Source organism: Paenibacillus sp. 01T422, assembly GCF_056398785.1.
The window spans coordinates 1-14443 of the sequence record NZ_JBFTQB010000037.1 but is presented as its reverse complement, the minus strand read 5'-3'; the positions used below and the strand labels follow the sequence as shown (position 1 = coordinate 14443).

Below are 14443 nucleotides of genomic sequence, written 5' to 3'. Positions count from 1 at the left end.
TTCTAAGACCATATTTCAATCAGAGGATTGTCATTTTAAAGCAACTTAATCAGCTCTTCTAGCTCATCAACCAATACTTTTGCAAGTTCAAAATTAGTATCTTTTAAAGCCAATTCTATTTTCATCTCAAGTGATTTTTTATTTTGTTCATTTTCCAGATAGTCTTTATCAAAATGACTCGCATAAATCATCTGTCTAAATTTTCGCATACTCATTTTTCTAATCGTCTTATCGTCAATAATTAAAACATAATCCATACCATTTACAACCGAATAGAAATCATGAGAAATCATGAGAATCGCACCTTTATAGTCCTCAATGGCTTTCTCCAGCGCTAATTGTGTATAGGTGTCTAAATGGCTTGTCGGCTCATCAAGCAGCAATACGTTTGCTTTACTGGCAGAAACCTTCGCTAATTGAAGTATATTTTTTTCTCCACCAGATAAAGATTCTATCTTTTGATTAACGATTTCCCCTTCAAAGCCATAGTTTGAAATATACGATCTAACCTCATCATAAGTTTTAAACCCAGCATCGATGAATTCTTCTAGGATTGTATTCGAATCCTTTAGCACTTCGCCTTGAATCTGAGATAAATAAGCCACTTTAACATCAGCATTTATTTCAATTGAAGCCTGATTATTTTTAAAGATATCTCGTAGTAAAGTCGTTTTCCCGGTACCGTTTGGACCAATAATGGCTACTTTATCCGTAGATTTTATCTCAAAGTTAACATTGTCTAAAAGCAACTCATCAAAGGTAACGCTATAGTTACTGACATTTACAACAACGGCGTCTTCCATTTCATTATCAATATCAAAACGAATATTCGGTTGCTTAATATCAACGAATGGCGCTTTAATTCTACGCGCTTCCAATCTTTCTTGGAACCTAACTCTAGCCTTAAGAGCTCTCCCTCTAGATGCTTCTGAATTATACGTTGCGATAGCTCTAAGATTATCAATAATGTTATCGTATCTCTCAATTTCTTCTTTTTCAGCGACTGCGATTTCTTGCAACTCAATTTTTGTTTGAAGTAATGAGAAGTTGTATTCGATATATCGCCCATCAAACTCTTGGATCTCCATGTTTTCAAGGTGTAGTATTTTATTGAAACAATGATTCAATAGGTATCGGTTGTGCGTAACAACTAACAGTATGCCTTTGTGAGAATTAATAAGATTTTTAAGCGCATTTAGGTTTTCGAAGTCTAAAAATACATCTGGTTCATCCATAATCATTAAGTCTGGACCACTAAGCATTTCCTTCATCACTTGAATAAGTTTGAATTCCCCACCACTCAGGTCGGATACCTTAAGATCCTTTAGCTTCATGAGGTTGGCTAGATTTAGTTTCTTATTGATGTTGCTTTCAAAATCAGCCCCACCGATTGAATCAAATGCGTCTAAAGCTAATTGATACTTTTCTAATAACGAATCCATATCCGATGATGTTTCCATTTCCGTGCAAATAGATGTTATTTCATTTTGTATCTTAATAAATTCTTCTCCTATAAATTCAAAAACAGTTATTTCTTTCGTTTTATCTACTTGTGAGAATTGACTCACATACCCAATTTTGCAAGTCGGGTCTATTTCTAACTTGCCCTCGAACGTAAATCTTTCTGGATCCATCAGTATATCTATCAATGTACTTTTCCCACTGCCACTTGTTCCTATAAAAGCACAATGTTGTGCCTCTTCAAGCGTAAATGAAATGTTTGTATATAGTTCTTTTTGCGGAAATGAGAAGGATAAGTTTTCAACTTTTATCATAGTGTTACCTTTCTTTATAACTAAAATAGTGACTATTAGTAGATGTATTGTAAAACGTAGATTTTGAGTTTATCGTTGTAAGAGTAACACTGTTTACAAGCAAGTACAATCCCATTGTATTCCATCCCTTGGGGATCAAAGTTCCATGCTACCTCCTCACCTCATAAAAGAGCCGGAATGATGTACAATAAAACTTGCCGTTACTCCGTCCTTTTGTCGACTTGTTCATATCCATGGAGGAAGCAGGCATCCAATGCGCGTTGCACGCGGCAGCTTCAAAGGAATAAACTGTTAGGGGCAGCACAACGAGTTGGGCTACAGCAGTCAGCAGCACTTCATTACAGATTTCAGGCGCGTGCACGGCAAGACGCCCGTGCAGTATAAAAAAGAACTTGGCGATCCAACTTAGAAAATTACAAACTTATGGTACGACTTATCGTAAATTTGGATAGCAGATTAAAAAAACAAAGGAGGGGCTAAAATAGCCTCTCCTTTGTTTACTTTTGATTGCTTCAATATTCCCCTTTAATCACGAAGAACGAACCTCGGATGGTCCCTGCCAGTTTGGACTTCTGTCTTGCAAATTTGAATTTCTTCTCTTCCAGCTCCTTAGGTACCTCCATCCCCTCAGATAGCTTAAACCCTACGGCCCGCTTCTTAGGGTCATCCACCGTATACAGGACGTTGACAGCTAGACCGTCCTCATAAAAGACGAAGGCCCATTTGATATTTTCTACTTGTAAACGGGATGTTTCCAGCGGTTGAGCCGCAAACTCAATACCACGTTCTTCTTTCAAAACTCGTTTCACATAATCAAGCGTCTCCTGGCTTTCGCCGGCTGGTACGGTCGTAAATTCGTGCTTGTATTTGTTCATGAAGTAACGGGCTTCATTCGCGCGCATACCAGCTAGCGCTTCTGCTACTGGCGAAGATTCCAGACCAACCACAGACACATTTTTAAAGTCAACGATAGTGGACATTTCCTCATTCCTCCTGCTGATTTCGTTTACTTCTCCACAACTGGAATCCACATTTCCCCATATACGAGGCTATCTCGCTGCCCCATCTCAACCGTTGCATTGGGCCCGCCAACATAGGCGTAATTATCAGCTGCTGGCAAGACTTGACCAAAGGCAATGCCAGTAAGCAAGCTACTCAACTCATCAGCCGACTTCCCCTCGCCTTTAACAACGAGGTATTGTCCCTTAGGAAATTGGATCATTCTGTGTTCTTCCGGTACCGATGAATCTGTCATCACGCCAGCATAATACATCATCTTGTGATTTACTGCTTCGTTTACGGCAAAAATATAATCGTTCGCAGCAATCGCCTTTAGYGCGTCAAGCCTTCCATCCTGCTCCACTGACCGCCAAAAGCTTTCCTTCTCCTTATTTATGCCGGCATAATCCGTGTAATCGCTCTTCAGCTCCGTTCCAATACCCAGAACGATAAAGCTGTCTTTTTCCTCAAAGGTATACGTTGCCATGACTCCAGCTCCTTTTTTGAATGAATCCATTGATTTGTTTATTCACTTGATAGGTTTATCATAAACCTCAATCATGTCAAAATATGATACAGTTTAGAGTTCAGCCAATTGTTCTCTCCCACGGCTCCCAACCTAAATATTAGTGTCTTTGGTAGGAAAAATCTATTGGATTCAGGAGTAGGCTGGCGTTGATTTCACTTCCATTAGAGTCTACGGCTTTTCGGGCGCAGCGCCCAGGAGGCGATGCCAAGCGCAGCATAGAAAAGCGGAAGAATAACATGGAATCCACCATCCCCATAATCATGAGCGAACCCATGAGATAAGGCCGCACCTGTCATTAGAAAAAAGATACCGCTATAAGCCCACTCCTTAAGCCGCGGGAAACCTGGTATTACGATCGCAATGACTCCAAGCAACTTCCAAGTCCCGAGAATATTCGTGATATATAAAGGGAATCCAATATCGGTCACTAAATCGACATTGCCGCCATATCGCATCAATTGCCCGATCCCGCTTAATGCAATAGAGAATGCGAGAATGGCGGTGACGATCCAATATGCTGCCGTCCTTCTGATAGGACGGGATTCAACCTTCGCGATCTTTTCATTACCGGTARTCGTACTCATTCCAATTCCTCCTTTGATCTCGTTTATTTCCGCACAACTGGAATCAACATGTCCCCATAAACAAGGTCGTCTCGCCGCTCCATCTCACCCGTCGCATGGGGTCCACCGATAGCGTATTGTCCCTTAGGGAATTGGACCACGCTGTGTTCTTTCGGTACCGATGCTTCTGTCAATTCTCCTCGATGGTGTCTACTGCCATCATCCCAGCTCCTTTTTTCATTTGATCAAATCATTTGTATTTTCACTTGATGAGTTTATAATAACGTTAAATCATGTCAAAATATGATACTGTTTAGAGGGCCCGATGAAAAAAGTAGAACGGATTAACATTATCATGCGGTACATCAACAACCGCGCTCATTTTACCATTTCGGAAATCATGCATGAGTTTAACATCTCTCGTTCGACGGCGATTCGAGACATCAGGGAAATTGAAGCGATGGGAATGCCTCTGGTCGCCGAAGTCGGGAGGGACGGGGGCTACTTTGTGATGAACAACTCCGTCCTGCCCACGGTCCGCTTTACCGATAATGAGATTAAAGCTCTTTTTATCGCCTTCATGGCCACACGCAATCTGCAACTCCCTTACCTCAAGAGCCGCCACTCTTTAGCGGAAAAATTGCTCGGCCTCATCTCTCAAAACCAGCAAGATGATCTTGTTCTGTTGAATCAAATCTTGCTATTCGAAGGTACCAATCCCCACAATCCTGACCTGCTTGATCTATCGGATCTGCCCCATCCGATGTTAGAAAAACTCATCCATATCTTTCTGGAAGACTGCTACTTAGTGGTTTCCGTCGAAGAAGGAAGACAAATAAAGACTTATCCCATCTATCTCATGCGCCTATATCGTGAAAAAAGCTCTTGGCAAATTGAAGGCTTCAGCCTAGAGGAGGGGAAAAGGCGGATTATCCCTGTCGACAATCTCACCGATGTCAAACCATACTCGGAGAAAAAAAGAATAAGCAAGAAGAAGATTGTAGAACAACTAAGAAATCAAGAAGAAGCGATCAACCTAGTCCTCGAACTTGGTCCCAAGGCGATTGCCCAGTTCAAAAAGTACCATCCTTTAAAAATTACAATTTCATATACGAATCCTTATCAAACTACGGCTATTTTAAAGACGTTTATCAATGTTCATCATCCGGATGAGTTGACCGAAATTACAAATTGGCTGCTTTTCTTAGGTGGAGATATCAAGGTCAGGGAAATTCCGAATGAAGTTGTGGAGGGATTTCAGGGGAGAGTAGATGTGTTGAGAACAAGTAATTGACCCTAGCTACTGACTGTAGAGCTCATTGAAGATATATTGATCGCATAGTTTCAATTTTTCAAGATGGCATTTCCGTACCCCACGAGGTTAAGGGCGATTATTTTCGCCCTATTTATGATACGGTTCTTCGTATCATCCATAACATAGACATATTCAATTGGTGCTTCGGTAAAGAATGCAAAAAAGAGAGGCGACTTGCCCCTCTTTGGCGTTATCTAGTTACTCCTTTTAAAACAAAAGTTAACTAAGGATTTATCCAAATATTTCCTTCGAAAAATAGAAAATAGCCCCATCTCACCTACAAAGGAGCCCACGTAGGAACGCAAGCCTTCGGATCGACAGAGCTTTTCTAATCTTATTATAACCCAAACTTAGCTTTTTTCAAGCCTAAGTTTAAGTTTGATTAGGCAGGAAACACCAGTGCCTGTAAGGATGGTTCCACATATTTTCAATATTCCCCTTAAATCCTGTAGATATGCCGACATTAAAGTTGGGGTATATCTCTCGAATGTGATCGTTAATTCGGTTATATAGCTTTTCCTTAGCTCTAGTACGCTTACGCTTACCTCTTACTTTCATGTCCGGTTCTTTATGAAGATGAAGCTTATTTAATCGAAAAAACATTGAGCCTATAACAATATCCATAGCCTGAGCGACAACGTGATCGTGAGAGGTCATTTCAATAATATCTTCTAATCTGATCTTTAAATTTGCATCTAGAAAAGTTGATTGAAACTGGAGCCGATGAATATGGTTCTTGAACCTGTTTACTTTTTCTTTTGTATCAGGAAACTGGTCAAAAAATATTTTCAAATGAATATTTTGATTTGTCTGGTTTGAATATATTAATCCAAAAGCATGTTTAAAAAATTGATAGTACAGTATAAAATACGAATCATCTCGTTGTTCTTTAGTCAAATTTCGGGTTCTAGAATCAGCAAATTCATTCTGCTGAAACATTACTCTCATTTTAACCTTGTCCTGCTTTATAAAGGCAAAAAAAGTGTCAATAAATCCGATATAACGTTCTAAATACTGCTCTGTTACCTTAGTCCACTTCATTTCCCCTTTCATACCATGGTTATCTTTATACGCTTGAAGTCCATTAACTACTTCGTGCAAGTTAGTCGATCTCACCAGTGCACCGCCATAAAAATTACTAAATAGGGGACCACGCTTTTCGGACTCATCACAATATATTATGTACTCCATGAATTATCTAGCACACTCCTAGTAGAGTTGCCCTCTACAGTCTTCAATTATATGTAAATGATAGCATACAACTGAATAGCATTACAGTGTACCATCCTCTCTATTCTGAAAAATATTGACATTTTACATCTATTGGAATGCCTTTGTCCATAATTAATGTAATTTGAATTTGGTCTACAAGATCAGAGATTAAACTTCTAGAGTTACTTATGATACGGTTCACCGTATCACTCTAACGACGAAATTAAGGGCACCTTTATCGGTACCCCCATCTGCCCGAGTTCCTCTTGTCCGAGCTAATATCTATGAGTTAAAATGTATTAGGACCAATCCCAACTCGGGTTACCAAACTTTCTATAGAATAGAAACTCGCGGTCAGCTAATGAAACCAGTTTTAAACGCGAGTGGTATGCTATAAAGTTTGGTGTAATTTCCCTATGGGTTTGAAGCCGCTCAATTCTTGAGAGAGCTGCGTCCATGTCACCAGCTCTTACTCTAGGTTCAATGTTCTGAAGCCTGCCCAACAAATCAGCTCTCGATATGCCATTAACCAGTTCATAGTCATTTGCTTCGCAGGCAACCCTAAAAATATTCTTATATAATTTTAGTTCAGTGTCCTCCTGAAAACCTCTACTGAATACCTCAAATATTTTCTTGTACCTTTGCTCCAGCTCATCTATGATACTCGCTATCGCATTGTTAAACGAAAGTTGCGAATATAAATTTCTTCTTAAATTTTCGGTCTCAAAAGTGCCTTCTTCATAACAAAATCTTTCTGCAAGTCTCTGTGTTATTCCAACATTACCAAATGAAGCGGCGATTATCTGTTTCTCTATACTTTCATGAATGATTATGTTTAATGGCTCGTAGCCTTTTCTTAAAACTGTAATGAGTTCTTCTTCAGACCATAATAAATCGATCTCTTCTATTCTCCCCGATAAGTCAGGGTTATAGTATGTTAGAAGATTTTGTTCAGCCCAAATTCCAATAATAATTACATGAATCCCATACTCATAAAATGCCTTTAAATAGTATGCCATATCCTTCCTAGAATCTTCAGAAAGGTAATGAAAATCCTCCAATACAAGTCTTTTTCCGTGTTCCCTTAATTGCCTGCTTATAAATGTTAAGTCTTCTTGATATCCAGATAGTGCAATTGTTCCAGTTGAAGTTTTAGAAATAGTTTGAATCTCTGCAGTTAATTTACCCACCAGTTTTGCGATTACTTTATTTATTTCGCCTGATAATTCGGTACCCAATTTTCCACCAATTTGGTTTTCATTCTGGTTTGACCCCGGCAACTTTGCCTCCAATGAACGTAGGCAAGAAATTAAAACTTCTGTTGCAGTCATACTGGGAAGGCATTGAACAATAGCACAATCGCTTTCATTTAAATTTTTTTTCCTTAGACATGATTTCCCTTGTTTGGATACCCCATGTACAACAATATGTCGCTCTGTTCCAAGTAAGTAAGTGAATTTTCTATCCCARCCTGCCCGGTCAACATATGTATACACTGGTATTGTGGTTCTGATCCCGTATACTTCATTTAACTTAGTCATTTTCAGTTATCAACCTTCCTCTATTTTGATAGAGTACTACCTATACTCCAATTGTATAACCATCACCTAATAAATTACAATGAAGCATTAGTTGGGAATAGTAAAATCAATACTCAATACAAATTTAGAGAACAATAACCCTAATGTTTGCGTCACTTATGATACGGCTCCCCCCGATTTATCCGCATAGCGCGATAAATCTGCTCCACCAGCACCAGCCGCATCAGCTGGTGCGGCAACGTCATGCGGCCAAAACTCAGCCGCATATCCGCACGGCGCAGCAGCTCGCTGGATAGCCCCAGCGAGCCGCCAATCACGAAGGCCACCTGGCTCCGCCCATAGGTGGCCAACTTATCGAGCGAGCCCGCCAGCTGCTCGCTCGACAACATCTCGCCGTCGATGGCAAGCGCCACGACGTACACATCCGGACGCAGCGCAGTCAACAGACGCGCGCCCTCACGATCCCGCACCTGCTGCTCCTCAGCAGGGCTCATGTTCTCCGGTGCCTTCTCATCCGGCACCTCGATCATTTGCACCTTGGCATAAGGCCCAAGGCGCTTGACGTACTCCGCGATCCCATCCACCAGATAGCGCTCTTTCAACTTCCCAACCGTTAATATCTGAATCTGCATAAACGAAACATCCCTTCTCTTTCTACCGCTTTTGCCCTTTTGCTAACCAACCCCAAAACAAAAAGGAAGGCATCAGCCTTCCTCATACAACTAGAAATCGCGCTAACTCCTGGCAATGCTCACAATGTGAAGGAGCCTCCCAGTTCGTGAAGTGGGTTTTCTGCAAATCCACAACGTCTGGCGCTTCCTCGAATTCATCGACAAACTCATCAATCGCGATTTCTACATGATCTTTACAAACTACGTGCATGCAACTACCTCTCATCCGCATTGTTTCTATATCTTATTTATCCGTTGCTTCCACTAACGTTACTACCGCATTCATCTTCTTGCCGCCGCGATAATAAGTGACGTTCACTTTATCACCAATGTGTTTCTCATTATATAAATATTTACGCAGTGTGATCGTGCTATCAATCTTCCGGTCATCCAGCATCACAATGACATCTTGCGGTTTGAGACCCGCATCTTTGGAAGGTCCAGATACTTCGAAGACGATAACTCCAGTTTTCACATCTGCGGGCAGCTTTAATACATCCGTCCCTTTAAAAGCCTGCAATTCCTGCGTCGAAACACCCATCAACGGTCTTTTGACCTTGTGATCCGTAATCAGATTATCAATAATCGGCTTTGCGCTGTTAATAGGAATTGCAAACCCTAATCCTTCAACGCCAGTATCTGAAATTTTCATCGAATTAATGCCAATTACTTTGCCCTCAATATTCACCAGGGGTCCGCCGCTGTTACCTTGGTTGATCGCCGCGTCGGTCTGGATGACATCCATCTCCCAATCATAGTCCGTGCCCTCACGAGACAAAGAAACCGGTATCGTTCGCTTAGGCGAAGAGATAATGCCCTGCGTAACGGTTGGCGAGAAGCCAAGTCCTAGCKGGTTACCGACAGCAATCGCCATCTCCCCAGCGCGCAGCGTCTCGGAATCGCCAAATTCCGCAATCACCTTGATATCTTTGCCATCGGCTTCCAAAACCGCTAGATCCGTAATCCGGTCACGGCCGACCAGCGTCGCTTTGCGATGCTCACCCTGGAAATTGACGATTTCGAACTGGTTCCCATTTTCAACAACATGACTATTCGTCACGATACGCACTTTATCGCCATTTCGAGAAAAAATGACACCCGATCCAATCCCAATCCCAGTTTCTTGGCCTTTATCATCCTTCTTGGAGGAGATCACGCTGACCACAGCCGGCTTAATTTTATCCGTTGCTGCCACGACAGAGTCGTTGATGTTCATGGGACGCGTCTCGGCATTCGCGACTGCAGCCGGTATCGCTATCGCATCGACTTTCGGTTCACTTTGACCCAAACCACTAACCAATCCAACTAGCAAAAGCATCGATAAAGCCCCGCCTACACCCGCTACAAGGGCCACATTTCGTCTACGTTCCGTAAAGCCTGTAAATCCACCTGAACGTTTAGGACGCCACACAGGCTCTCGCTGCTTGGTTCTTTTGGTCGAATAAAAATCATCATCAAACAAACTCACAGGGTGTCCCTCCTTGCTGACAGGGGGCGGGTCATGCCGCTCTTGCCTCAGAATCTTATTTGCAAAAAATAGGAATGTTTCGTTCTGTTCTTGCCTACAATAATAGTAAACCAAATCTCTCAAGGAATTACTAGAGTTAACAGTAACTTTAAATTAGAAAACCAAAGGAGCATGCACATTATGAATCGTATTCCATCCCATATGGACGAAATCAACATGATCGGGAAACTCGCCGACCTCAAGGACAGCTTTTACCACCAATCCCTCGTTCTTTCATCTCTCATTCAAACACTGATTGATAAAGGTCTGATCACGCCGCAGGAAATTCAGCTCAAATCCAAAGAAATTGACGCCGCACTTACTCCGAATCCAATACATCCCATTTCGTAGAACGGTCGAAGTACGTATCCATTAACCGTAGCTGCTTAGACTCAGGGGCGCGCTCTTGTACTATGTTATTCACCGTTAGCCTGGCCAAATCCATTAAATTATGGTCACGGCTTAAATGCGCCATATAGACGGACTTCGTCTTATTCGTCATCACGTCACAGAGCGCTTCTCCCGCGGCTTCGTTGGATAAATGCCCCTTATCCCCGAGAATGCGGCGCTTAATGCTCCAAGGATAGTGCCCTACGCGCAGCATGTCTACGTCATGATTCGTCTCTAGCACCAAAGCATCCGAATCTATAATCTTCTCTTTCACTTTCTCACTCATATAGCCCAGATCCGTTACAACACTTATCTTCTGCTCTCCTTCATAAAAGCAATAACCCACCGGTTCCGCCGCATCATGCGAAATCCCGAATGATTCCACACGCAGAGTACCGAACTCTTCGATGCTGCCGGTTTCCATAACCCGCTTGTTCTCTTCCGCAATCACACCGATTTGGCGATCCAATTCTACCCACGTCTTCTCGTTCGCATAGATGGGCAAATCATATTTACGCGCCAGCGCACCTAAACCTTTGATATGATCCGAATGCTCATGCGTGATCACGATGGCGTCAATCGTGTTCGCCGCTAGCTCGCGTTCCTTCATCAACGCCTCCATCTTCTTCGCGCTGAAGCCCACATCGATAAGCACCTTGGTCTCCCCATTGTCGACGACCGTCGCATTCCCCGTCGAACCGCTCGACAGCACTGTAAACCTCATACCCATCCTACCCTGCTCCTCTATGCATACATGTACACATGCTTTTTAGCTGTTTATGTAAGTCGCTATCGTTCTACTTTTTATCTGGTTTGTTCTTATCATCGTTGCTGCTTGTACTTTCTGGTTTAACGCTTTCTTGTGTTCCAAATGGAACAGGATCCGACCCTTTTTGCGGAGATTCCACCGCGCCGTTGAACGCCTGCAGATAATAAATATCGCGATTATCAATCGTAATCCGCCAGTGCGGGAACATCGGCTGCGTCTGGGAGTTATAGGGCTGTCCATGGTACCCCAGTCTGACCTCCGTTATAATCGAACCTTCGCTTAAATAGTTATCTACAAGGCTGCGTACCGCTAATTGAGCGGGAATCAGCTTTTGCTCCGTTTGTTCTACTCCTGATTCTACTTCAACGTAGGCTTGACGGTAACTGGTAATTTCTCCATTTTCCTCATTCAGCTCTACCGTCACATCGAAAAGCGGAAGCTTGCCATACAGCTGATTAAAGACATAAGTACCATTCGTTCTTACCGCCGAATCCAACTGATACAGGTTAAAATTCGGAATTTCCGACTGGGCTTGAACTTCTTTGCTGGCCCCCTTGCCAAGGAGTGCACTCATGCTTAAAGGCGTTTTCAGCACTTTCTTGTCTCCGGGCTTTATACTATCGTCATATTTCACCGTAATGACCTTCAGCTTCGTAACATCCGTCGGTAACTCATCAGCTAGCCGTATATTTTTACTGTGGAGCGCACGATTCAGCTCTTCGATCGTCCCTGACGTATCAAGCGAAATTTCCGTCAGATTGGAGCGATTGGTGGACCACAGCTGGAAGCCAAGAATCATATTGAGCAGCAAAAAGGAGCAAATCAGGATCGTTTTGGCCCTGCTCCAATTCATGATCTCACCAACCTTTCCATAAAGATAATCTTAATCAAGCTTATTCGATGAAATCATACGTACCGTCCCTCAGCTCCAAGGCCCATACGGGAACTAACGTGAGTGTCTTTTCCGCAACAACTGGATGATAGGCTGGGAAAATAGAGACGATGCTGGACCGCCGCTGATAATACTGCAGCCGTTCTTCTAACGCGTCACCGGATAATATTTCCCCGTCTCGCCGCTGAGCTGTCTTCAGATCCGGAATAATCATGGACCGTTCGAATCCAGAGATGATTCCCTTCTGCACCTGCATTTTCAGAGAACCATAGCCTTCGGGTTGTGCTGTCACAATTGGCAAAGATTCATAATACTCACGGAACGTAAAGGCCTGATTGTCAAAAAGCTGCTTCTGTGGCGTGCGAGCCACCATATATTTACCGTCCCAACCAATATGTTGGTTGATAAATTTAATGCCGGCCAGCAAGTTTTCCAGCACTTCACTTTTGCTCTCCACAGGGGCGACCGGATCGGAGTACGTAATCCATCGCAGGTCACGATTAAGCTGAAAACCGCGTTTGCTATCCGTGTAGATTTCCGAACCATCTCGCTCTTTGAGATAGCGGGTGATTCCGGGATCTACGAATAGACTCTGCTTCAATTGATCCGCCGTAAGCTGCGTGTAGTTGAATGTAAAACTCGGCAGCCTGAGCGGCTTAACTGGCAGATAGTAATCACCGCTGTTCGTCGTCTTGTACAGATTCGTAATATCGCCGAAAGCTGCGAAATTTTCCACGTCTTTACTTGTAAAATCGGCCCCAATAACCTCATACCCTACCCCTGGGGAATCCGTAAAGAAGAAAGCGCGAACATCTTCGTTATTGCCTTTCGAATAAATCCAGATCCGCGTCACTTTATCGTTCTCCGCCGGCAGCTCACCTTCAATCCGCAGTACTTGCTGCAGAATGGTGAATGGAATGCCATCCCGGAACCGAATCTCGACGCCTTGCTGTTTATTCCGAACATCCTCCCAGTTCACATTCACCAAATACATGGATGTTTTGCGAAAACCCTTAAAGCTCCGTTGCTTAATGTTATCGAGTAATCTTGTATAATAATAATTCGTGGGATACAGCACCGAATGCTGTTGGTTCCCCAAATGAACAATAATCTGATCCGGGAAAAGCATATCCTGCAGCTCTGCCTGCTTCCCAAGCGTCTCCGTTTGCACATAATTGCTCTGTTGGATGGGCTCAATCTTAGGCGGACTGTACGATGCCAGCAAAAAACTTTGATACAGCGAGGTACCAATCAGGATGACAAGCGCGATAGATTTTAGGCTCTCAATCATAGCTCATCCTCCTCCTCTTGTTGAATCGGCAGTGTGAATACAACGCGGGTTCCTTGTCCCAATTCGGACTCTAAGTTAATTGTTCCGCCATGTGCTTTGACTATTTCCCGGGCAATGGACAATCCTAATCCTGTGCCGCCCATATTCCTGGAACGCGCTTTGTCTACTCGATAGAATCGCTCAAAAATCCGCGTCAAATCCTTCTTCGGAATCCCAATCCCATTATCCTGAACGGAAATCTCCAGCACATCCTTCTCAATCTTACGAGCCTCTAGCCGGATTGCGCCTTCATCCCCCGTATACTTAATGGCATTCGATACCAGATTATCGAGAACCTGATCTATTTTGTCACGGTCGAGCAGCAGGCCGGTTACGCCTTTCTCTACCCGAATCACAATCTCAATCTTGCGCTGCTGCAGCTGAAAAGAGAACCGATCAGCCACTTCCTCCAGCATCTCGCTCACAAGTGTTGTTGATTTGCTCATCATCGACTGCTTGGAATCCAGCCTCGATAAATGTAAGAGATCTGTCACCAAGCGGATCATCCGCTCGGTCTCGCTGCGTGTCACGCTGATGAAACGAGAAGCCAATTGCGGCTCCTCAATAGCGCCATCATCAAGCGCTTCCAGATAGCTCTTGATCGTCGTCAGMGGTGTGCGCAGTTCATGTGAAACGTTCGCGACAAACTCGCGTCTAGCTTGCTCCAGTTTCTCCTGATCCGTCACATCCTGCAGCACAGCAATAATCCCGCTCTGCCCTTCTCCCCGGCGATGAATCGGTGTGAACGTAATGCGTACGGACAGCTGCTCATCATCATCCGGCAGCTCAATATCAAGGAGCGTCGTTCGTACCTCTCCCTGAAGCAGCCCTTGAATCGTTTCGCCTGGAATCCCGAGCACTTCAGAGATATCGAGGCCGATTGTCGTCTCTTCTTCCGCCTGCAGAATCTGCTTCGCCCTGCGGTTCAGGACGATGACATGCCCCTTATC

Annotated in this window: 17 protein-coding genes; 3 read left to right on the top strand and 14 right to left on the bottom strand. The window is 43.4% G+C overall.

Annotated elements, in window-relative coordinates:
* Positions 1–35: 35 nt before the first annotated feature.
* Positions 36–1775 (bottom strand): ABC-F family ATP-binding cassette domain-containing protein, encoded by a 1740-nt coding sequence (locus AC1DUA_RS03760; RefSeq protein WP_477498452.1) that lies wholly within the window; start codon positions 1773–1775, stop codon positions 36–38.
* A gap of 310 nt (positions 1776–2085) precedes the next feature.
* On the opposite strand from AC1DUA_RS03760, the gene AC1DUA_RS03755 reads away from it, so the two are divergent.
* Positions 2086–2184, top strand: coding sequence for a hypothetical protein (locus tag AC1DUA_RS03755; protein ID WP_477498451.1), 99 nt, complete (start codon positions 2086–2088; stop codon positions 2182–2184).
* 103 nt (positions 2185–2287) lie between these two features.
* Here AC1DUA_RS03755 and AC1DUA_RS03750 read toward each other — a convergent pair whose 3' ends face one another.
* From AC1DUA_RS03750 to AC1DUA_RS03735, 4 genes are all read right to left on the bottom strand, one after another.
* On the bottom strand, positions 2288–2755 hold the full coding sequence (locus AC1DUA_RS03750; protein WP_477498450.1) for a phage tail protein: 468 nt from the start codon (positions 2753–2755) through the stop codon (positions 2288–2290).
* Between the two features lie 26 nt (positions 2756–2781).
* The gene (locus tag AC1DUA_RS03745; protein WP_477498449.1) at positions 2782–3261 is read right to left on the bottom strand and encodes a GyrI-like domain-containing protein; all 480 of its coding nucleotides are present in this window, start codon (positions 3259–3261) and stop codon (positions 2782–2784) included.
* 203 nt (positions 3262–3464) lie between these two features.
* The gene (locus AC1DUA_RS03740; RefSeq protein ID WP_477498448.1) at positions 3465–3887 is read right to left on the bottom strand and encodes a DoxX family protein; all 423 of its coding nucleotides are present in this window, start codon (positions 3885–3887) and stop codon (positions 3465–3467) included.
* 23 nt (positions 3888–3910) lie between these two features.
* Positions 3911–4060 (bottom strand): hypothetical protein, encoded by a 150-nt coding sequence (locus tag AC1DUA_RS03735; RefSeq protein WP_477498447.1) that lies wholly within the window; start codon positions 4058–4060, stop codon positions 3911–3913.
* 131 nt (positions 4061–4191) lie between these two features.
* Here AC1DUA_RS03735 and AC1DUA_RS03730 point away from each other — a divergent pair, with 131 nt between their 5' ends.
* Complete coding sequence (locus tag AC1DUA_RS03730) at positions 4192–5160, top strand: helix-turn-helix transcriptional regulator (RefSeq protein WP_477498446.1); 969 nt, start codon at positions 4192–4194, stop codon at positions 5158–5160.
* A 393-nt stretch (positions 5161–5553) separates the two neighbouring features.
* Here the strand turns inward: AC1DUA_RS03730 and AC1DUA_RS03725 are convergent, their stop codons facing one another.
* The 5 genes from AC1DUA_RS03725 to AC1DUA_RS03705 all read right to left on the bottom strand — a co-directional run bounded on the left by AC1DUA_RS03725 (position 5554) and on the right by AC1DUA_RS03705 (position 10073).
* Positions 5554–6372 carry a DUF3800 domain-containing protein gene (locus tag AC1DUA_RS03725; protein ID WP_477498445.1) on the bottom strand — a complete coding sequence of 273 codons (819 nt, stop codon included), beginning with the start codon at positions 6370–6372 and terminating at the stop codon, positions 5554–5556.
* Positions 6373–6692: 320 nt separating this feature from the next.
* Positions 6693–7934: a hypothetical protein gene (locus AC1DUA_RS03720; RefSeq protein ID WP_477498444.1), complete on the bottom strand. Its 1242-nt coding sequence runs from the start codon at positions 7932–7934 to the stop codon at positions 6693–6695.
* A 152-nt stretch (positions 7935–8086) separates the two neighbouring features.
* Positions 8087–8566: a 23S rRNA (pseudouridine(1915)-N(3))-methyltransferase RlmH gene (gene rlmH, locus AC1DUA_RS03715; protein WP_477498443.1), complete on the bottom strand. Its 480-nt coding sequence runs from the start codon at positions 8564–8566 to the stop codon at positions 8087–8089.
* A gap of 82 nt (positions 8567–8648) precedes the next feature.
* Positions 8649–8816 carry a CxxH/CxxC protein gene (locus tag AC1DUA_RS03710; RefSeq protein ID WP_477498442.1) on the bottom strand — a complete coding sequence of 56 codons (168 nt, stop codon included), beginning with the start codon at positions 8814–8816 and terminating at the stop codon, positions 8649–8651.
* 33 nt (positions 8817–8849) lie between these two features.
* Entirely contained in the window at positions 8850–10073 is a 1224-nt protein-coding gene (locus AC1DUA_RS03705; RefSeq protein WP_477498441.1) for a S1C family serine protease, read from the bottom strand.
* 180 nt (positions 10074–10253) lie between these two features.
* Between AC1DUA_RS03705 and AC1DUA_RS03700 the strand changes: the two genes are divergently transcribed.
* The gene (locus AC1DUA_RS03700; RefSeq protein WP_477498440.1) at positions 10254–10463 is read left to right on the top strand and encodes a hypothetical protein; all 210 of its coding nucleotides are present in this window, start codon (positions 10254–10256) and stop codon (positions 10461–10463) included.
* Here the strand turns inward: AC1DUA_RS03700 and AC1DUA_RS03695 are convergent.
* The 4 genes from AC1DUA_RS03695 to AC1DUA_RS03680 form a co-directional block, all read right to left on the bottom strand.
* On the bottom strand, positions 10432–11232 hold the full coding sequence (locus AC1DUA_RS03695; RefSeq protein WP_477498439.1) for an MBL fold metallo-hydrolase: 801 nt from the start codon (positions 11230–11232) through the stop codon (positions 10432–10434). The genes AC1DUA_RS03700 and AC1DUA_RS03695 overlap by 32 nt on opposite strands.
* Before the next feature lie 67 nt (positions 11233–11299).
* Entirely contained in the window at positions 11300–12124 is an 825-nt protein-coding gene (gene yycI / locus AC1DUA_RS03690; protein ID WP_477498438.1) for a two-component system regulatory protein YycI, read from the bottom strand.
* Positions 12125–12164: 40 nt separating this feature from the next.
* Positions 12165–13454, bottom strand: a complete 1290-nt coding sequence (locus tag AC1DUA_RS03685) for a YycH family regulatory protein (RefSeq protein ID WP_477498437.1) — start codon at positions 13452–13454, stop codon at positions 12165–12167.
* Positions 13451–14443, bottom strand: a 993-nt coding sequence (locus AC1DUA_RS03680; RefSeq protein ID WP_477498436.1) for an ATP-binding protein, incomplete at its 5' end; no start/stop codon positions are given. The genes AC1DUA_RS03685 and AC1DUA_RS03680, both read right to left, overlap by 4 nt.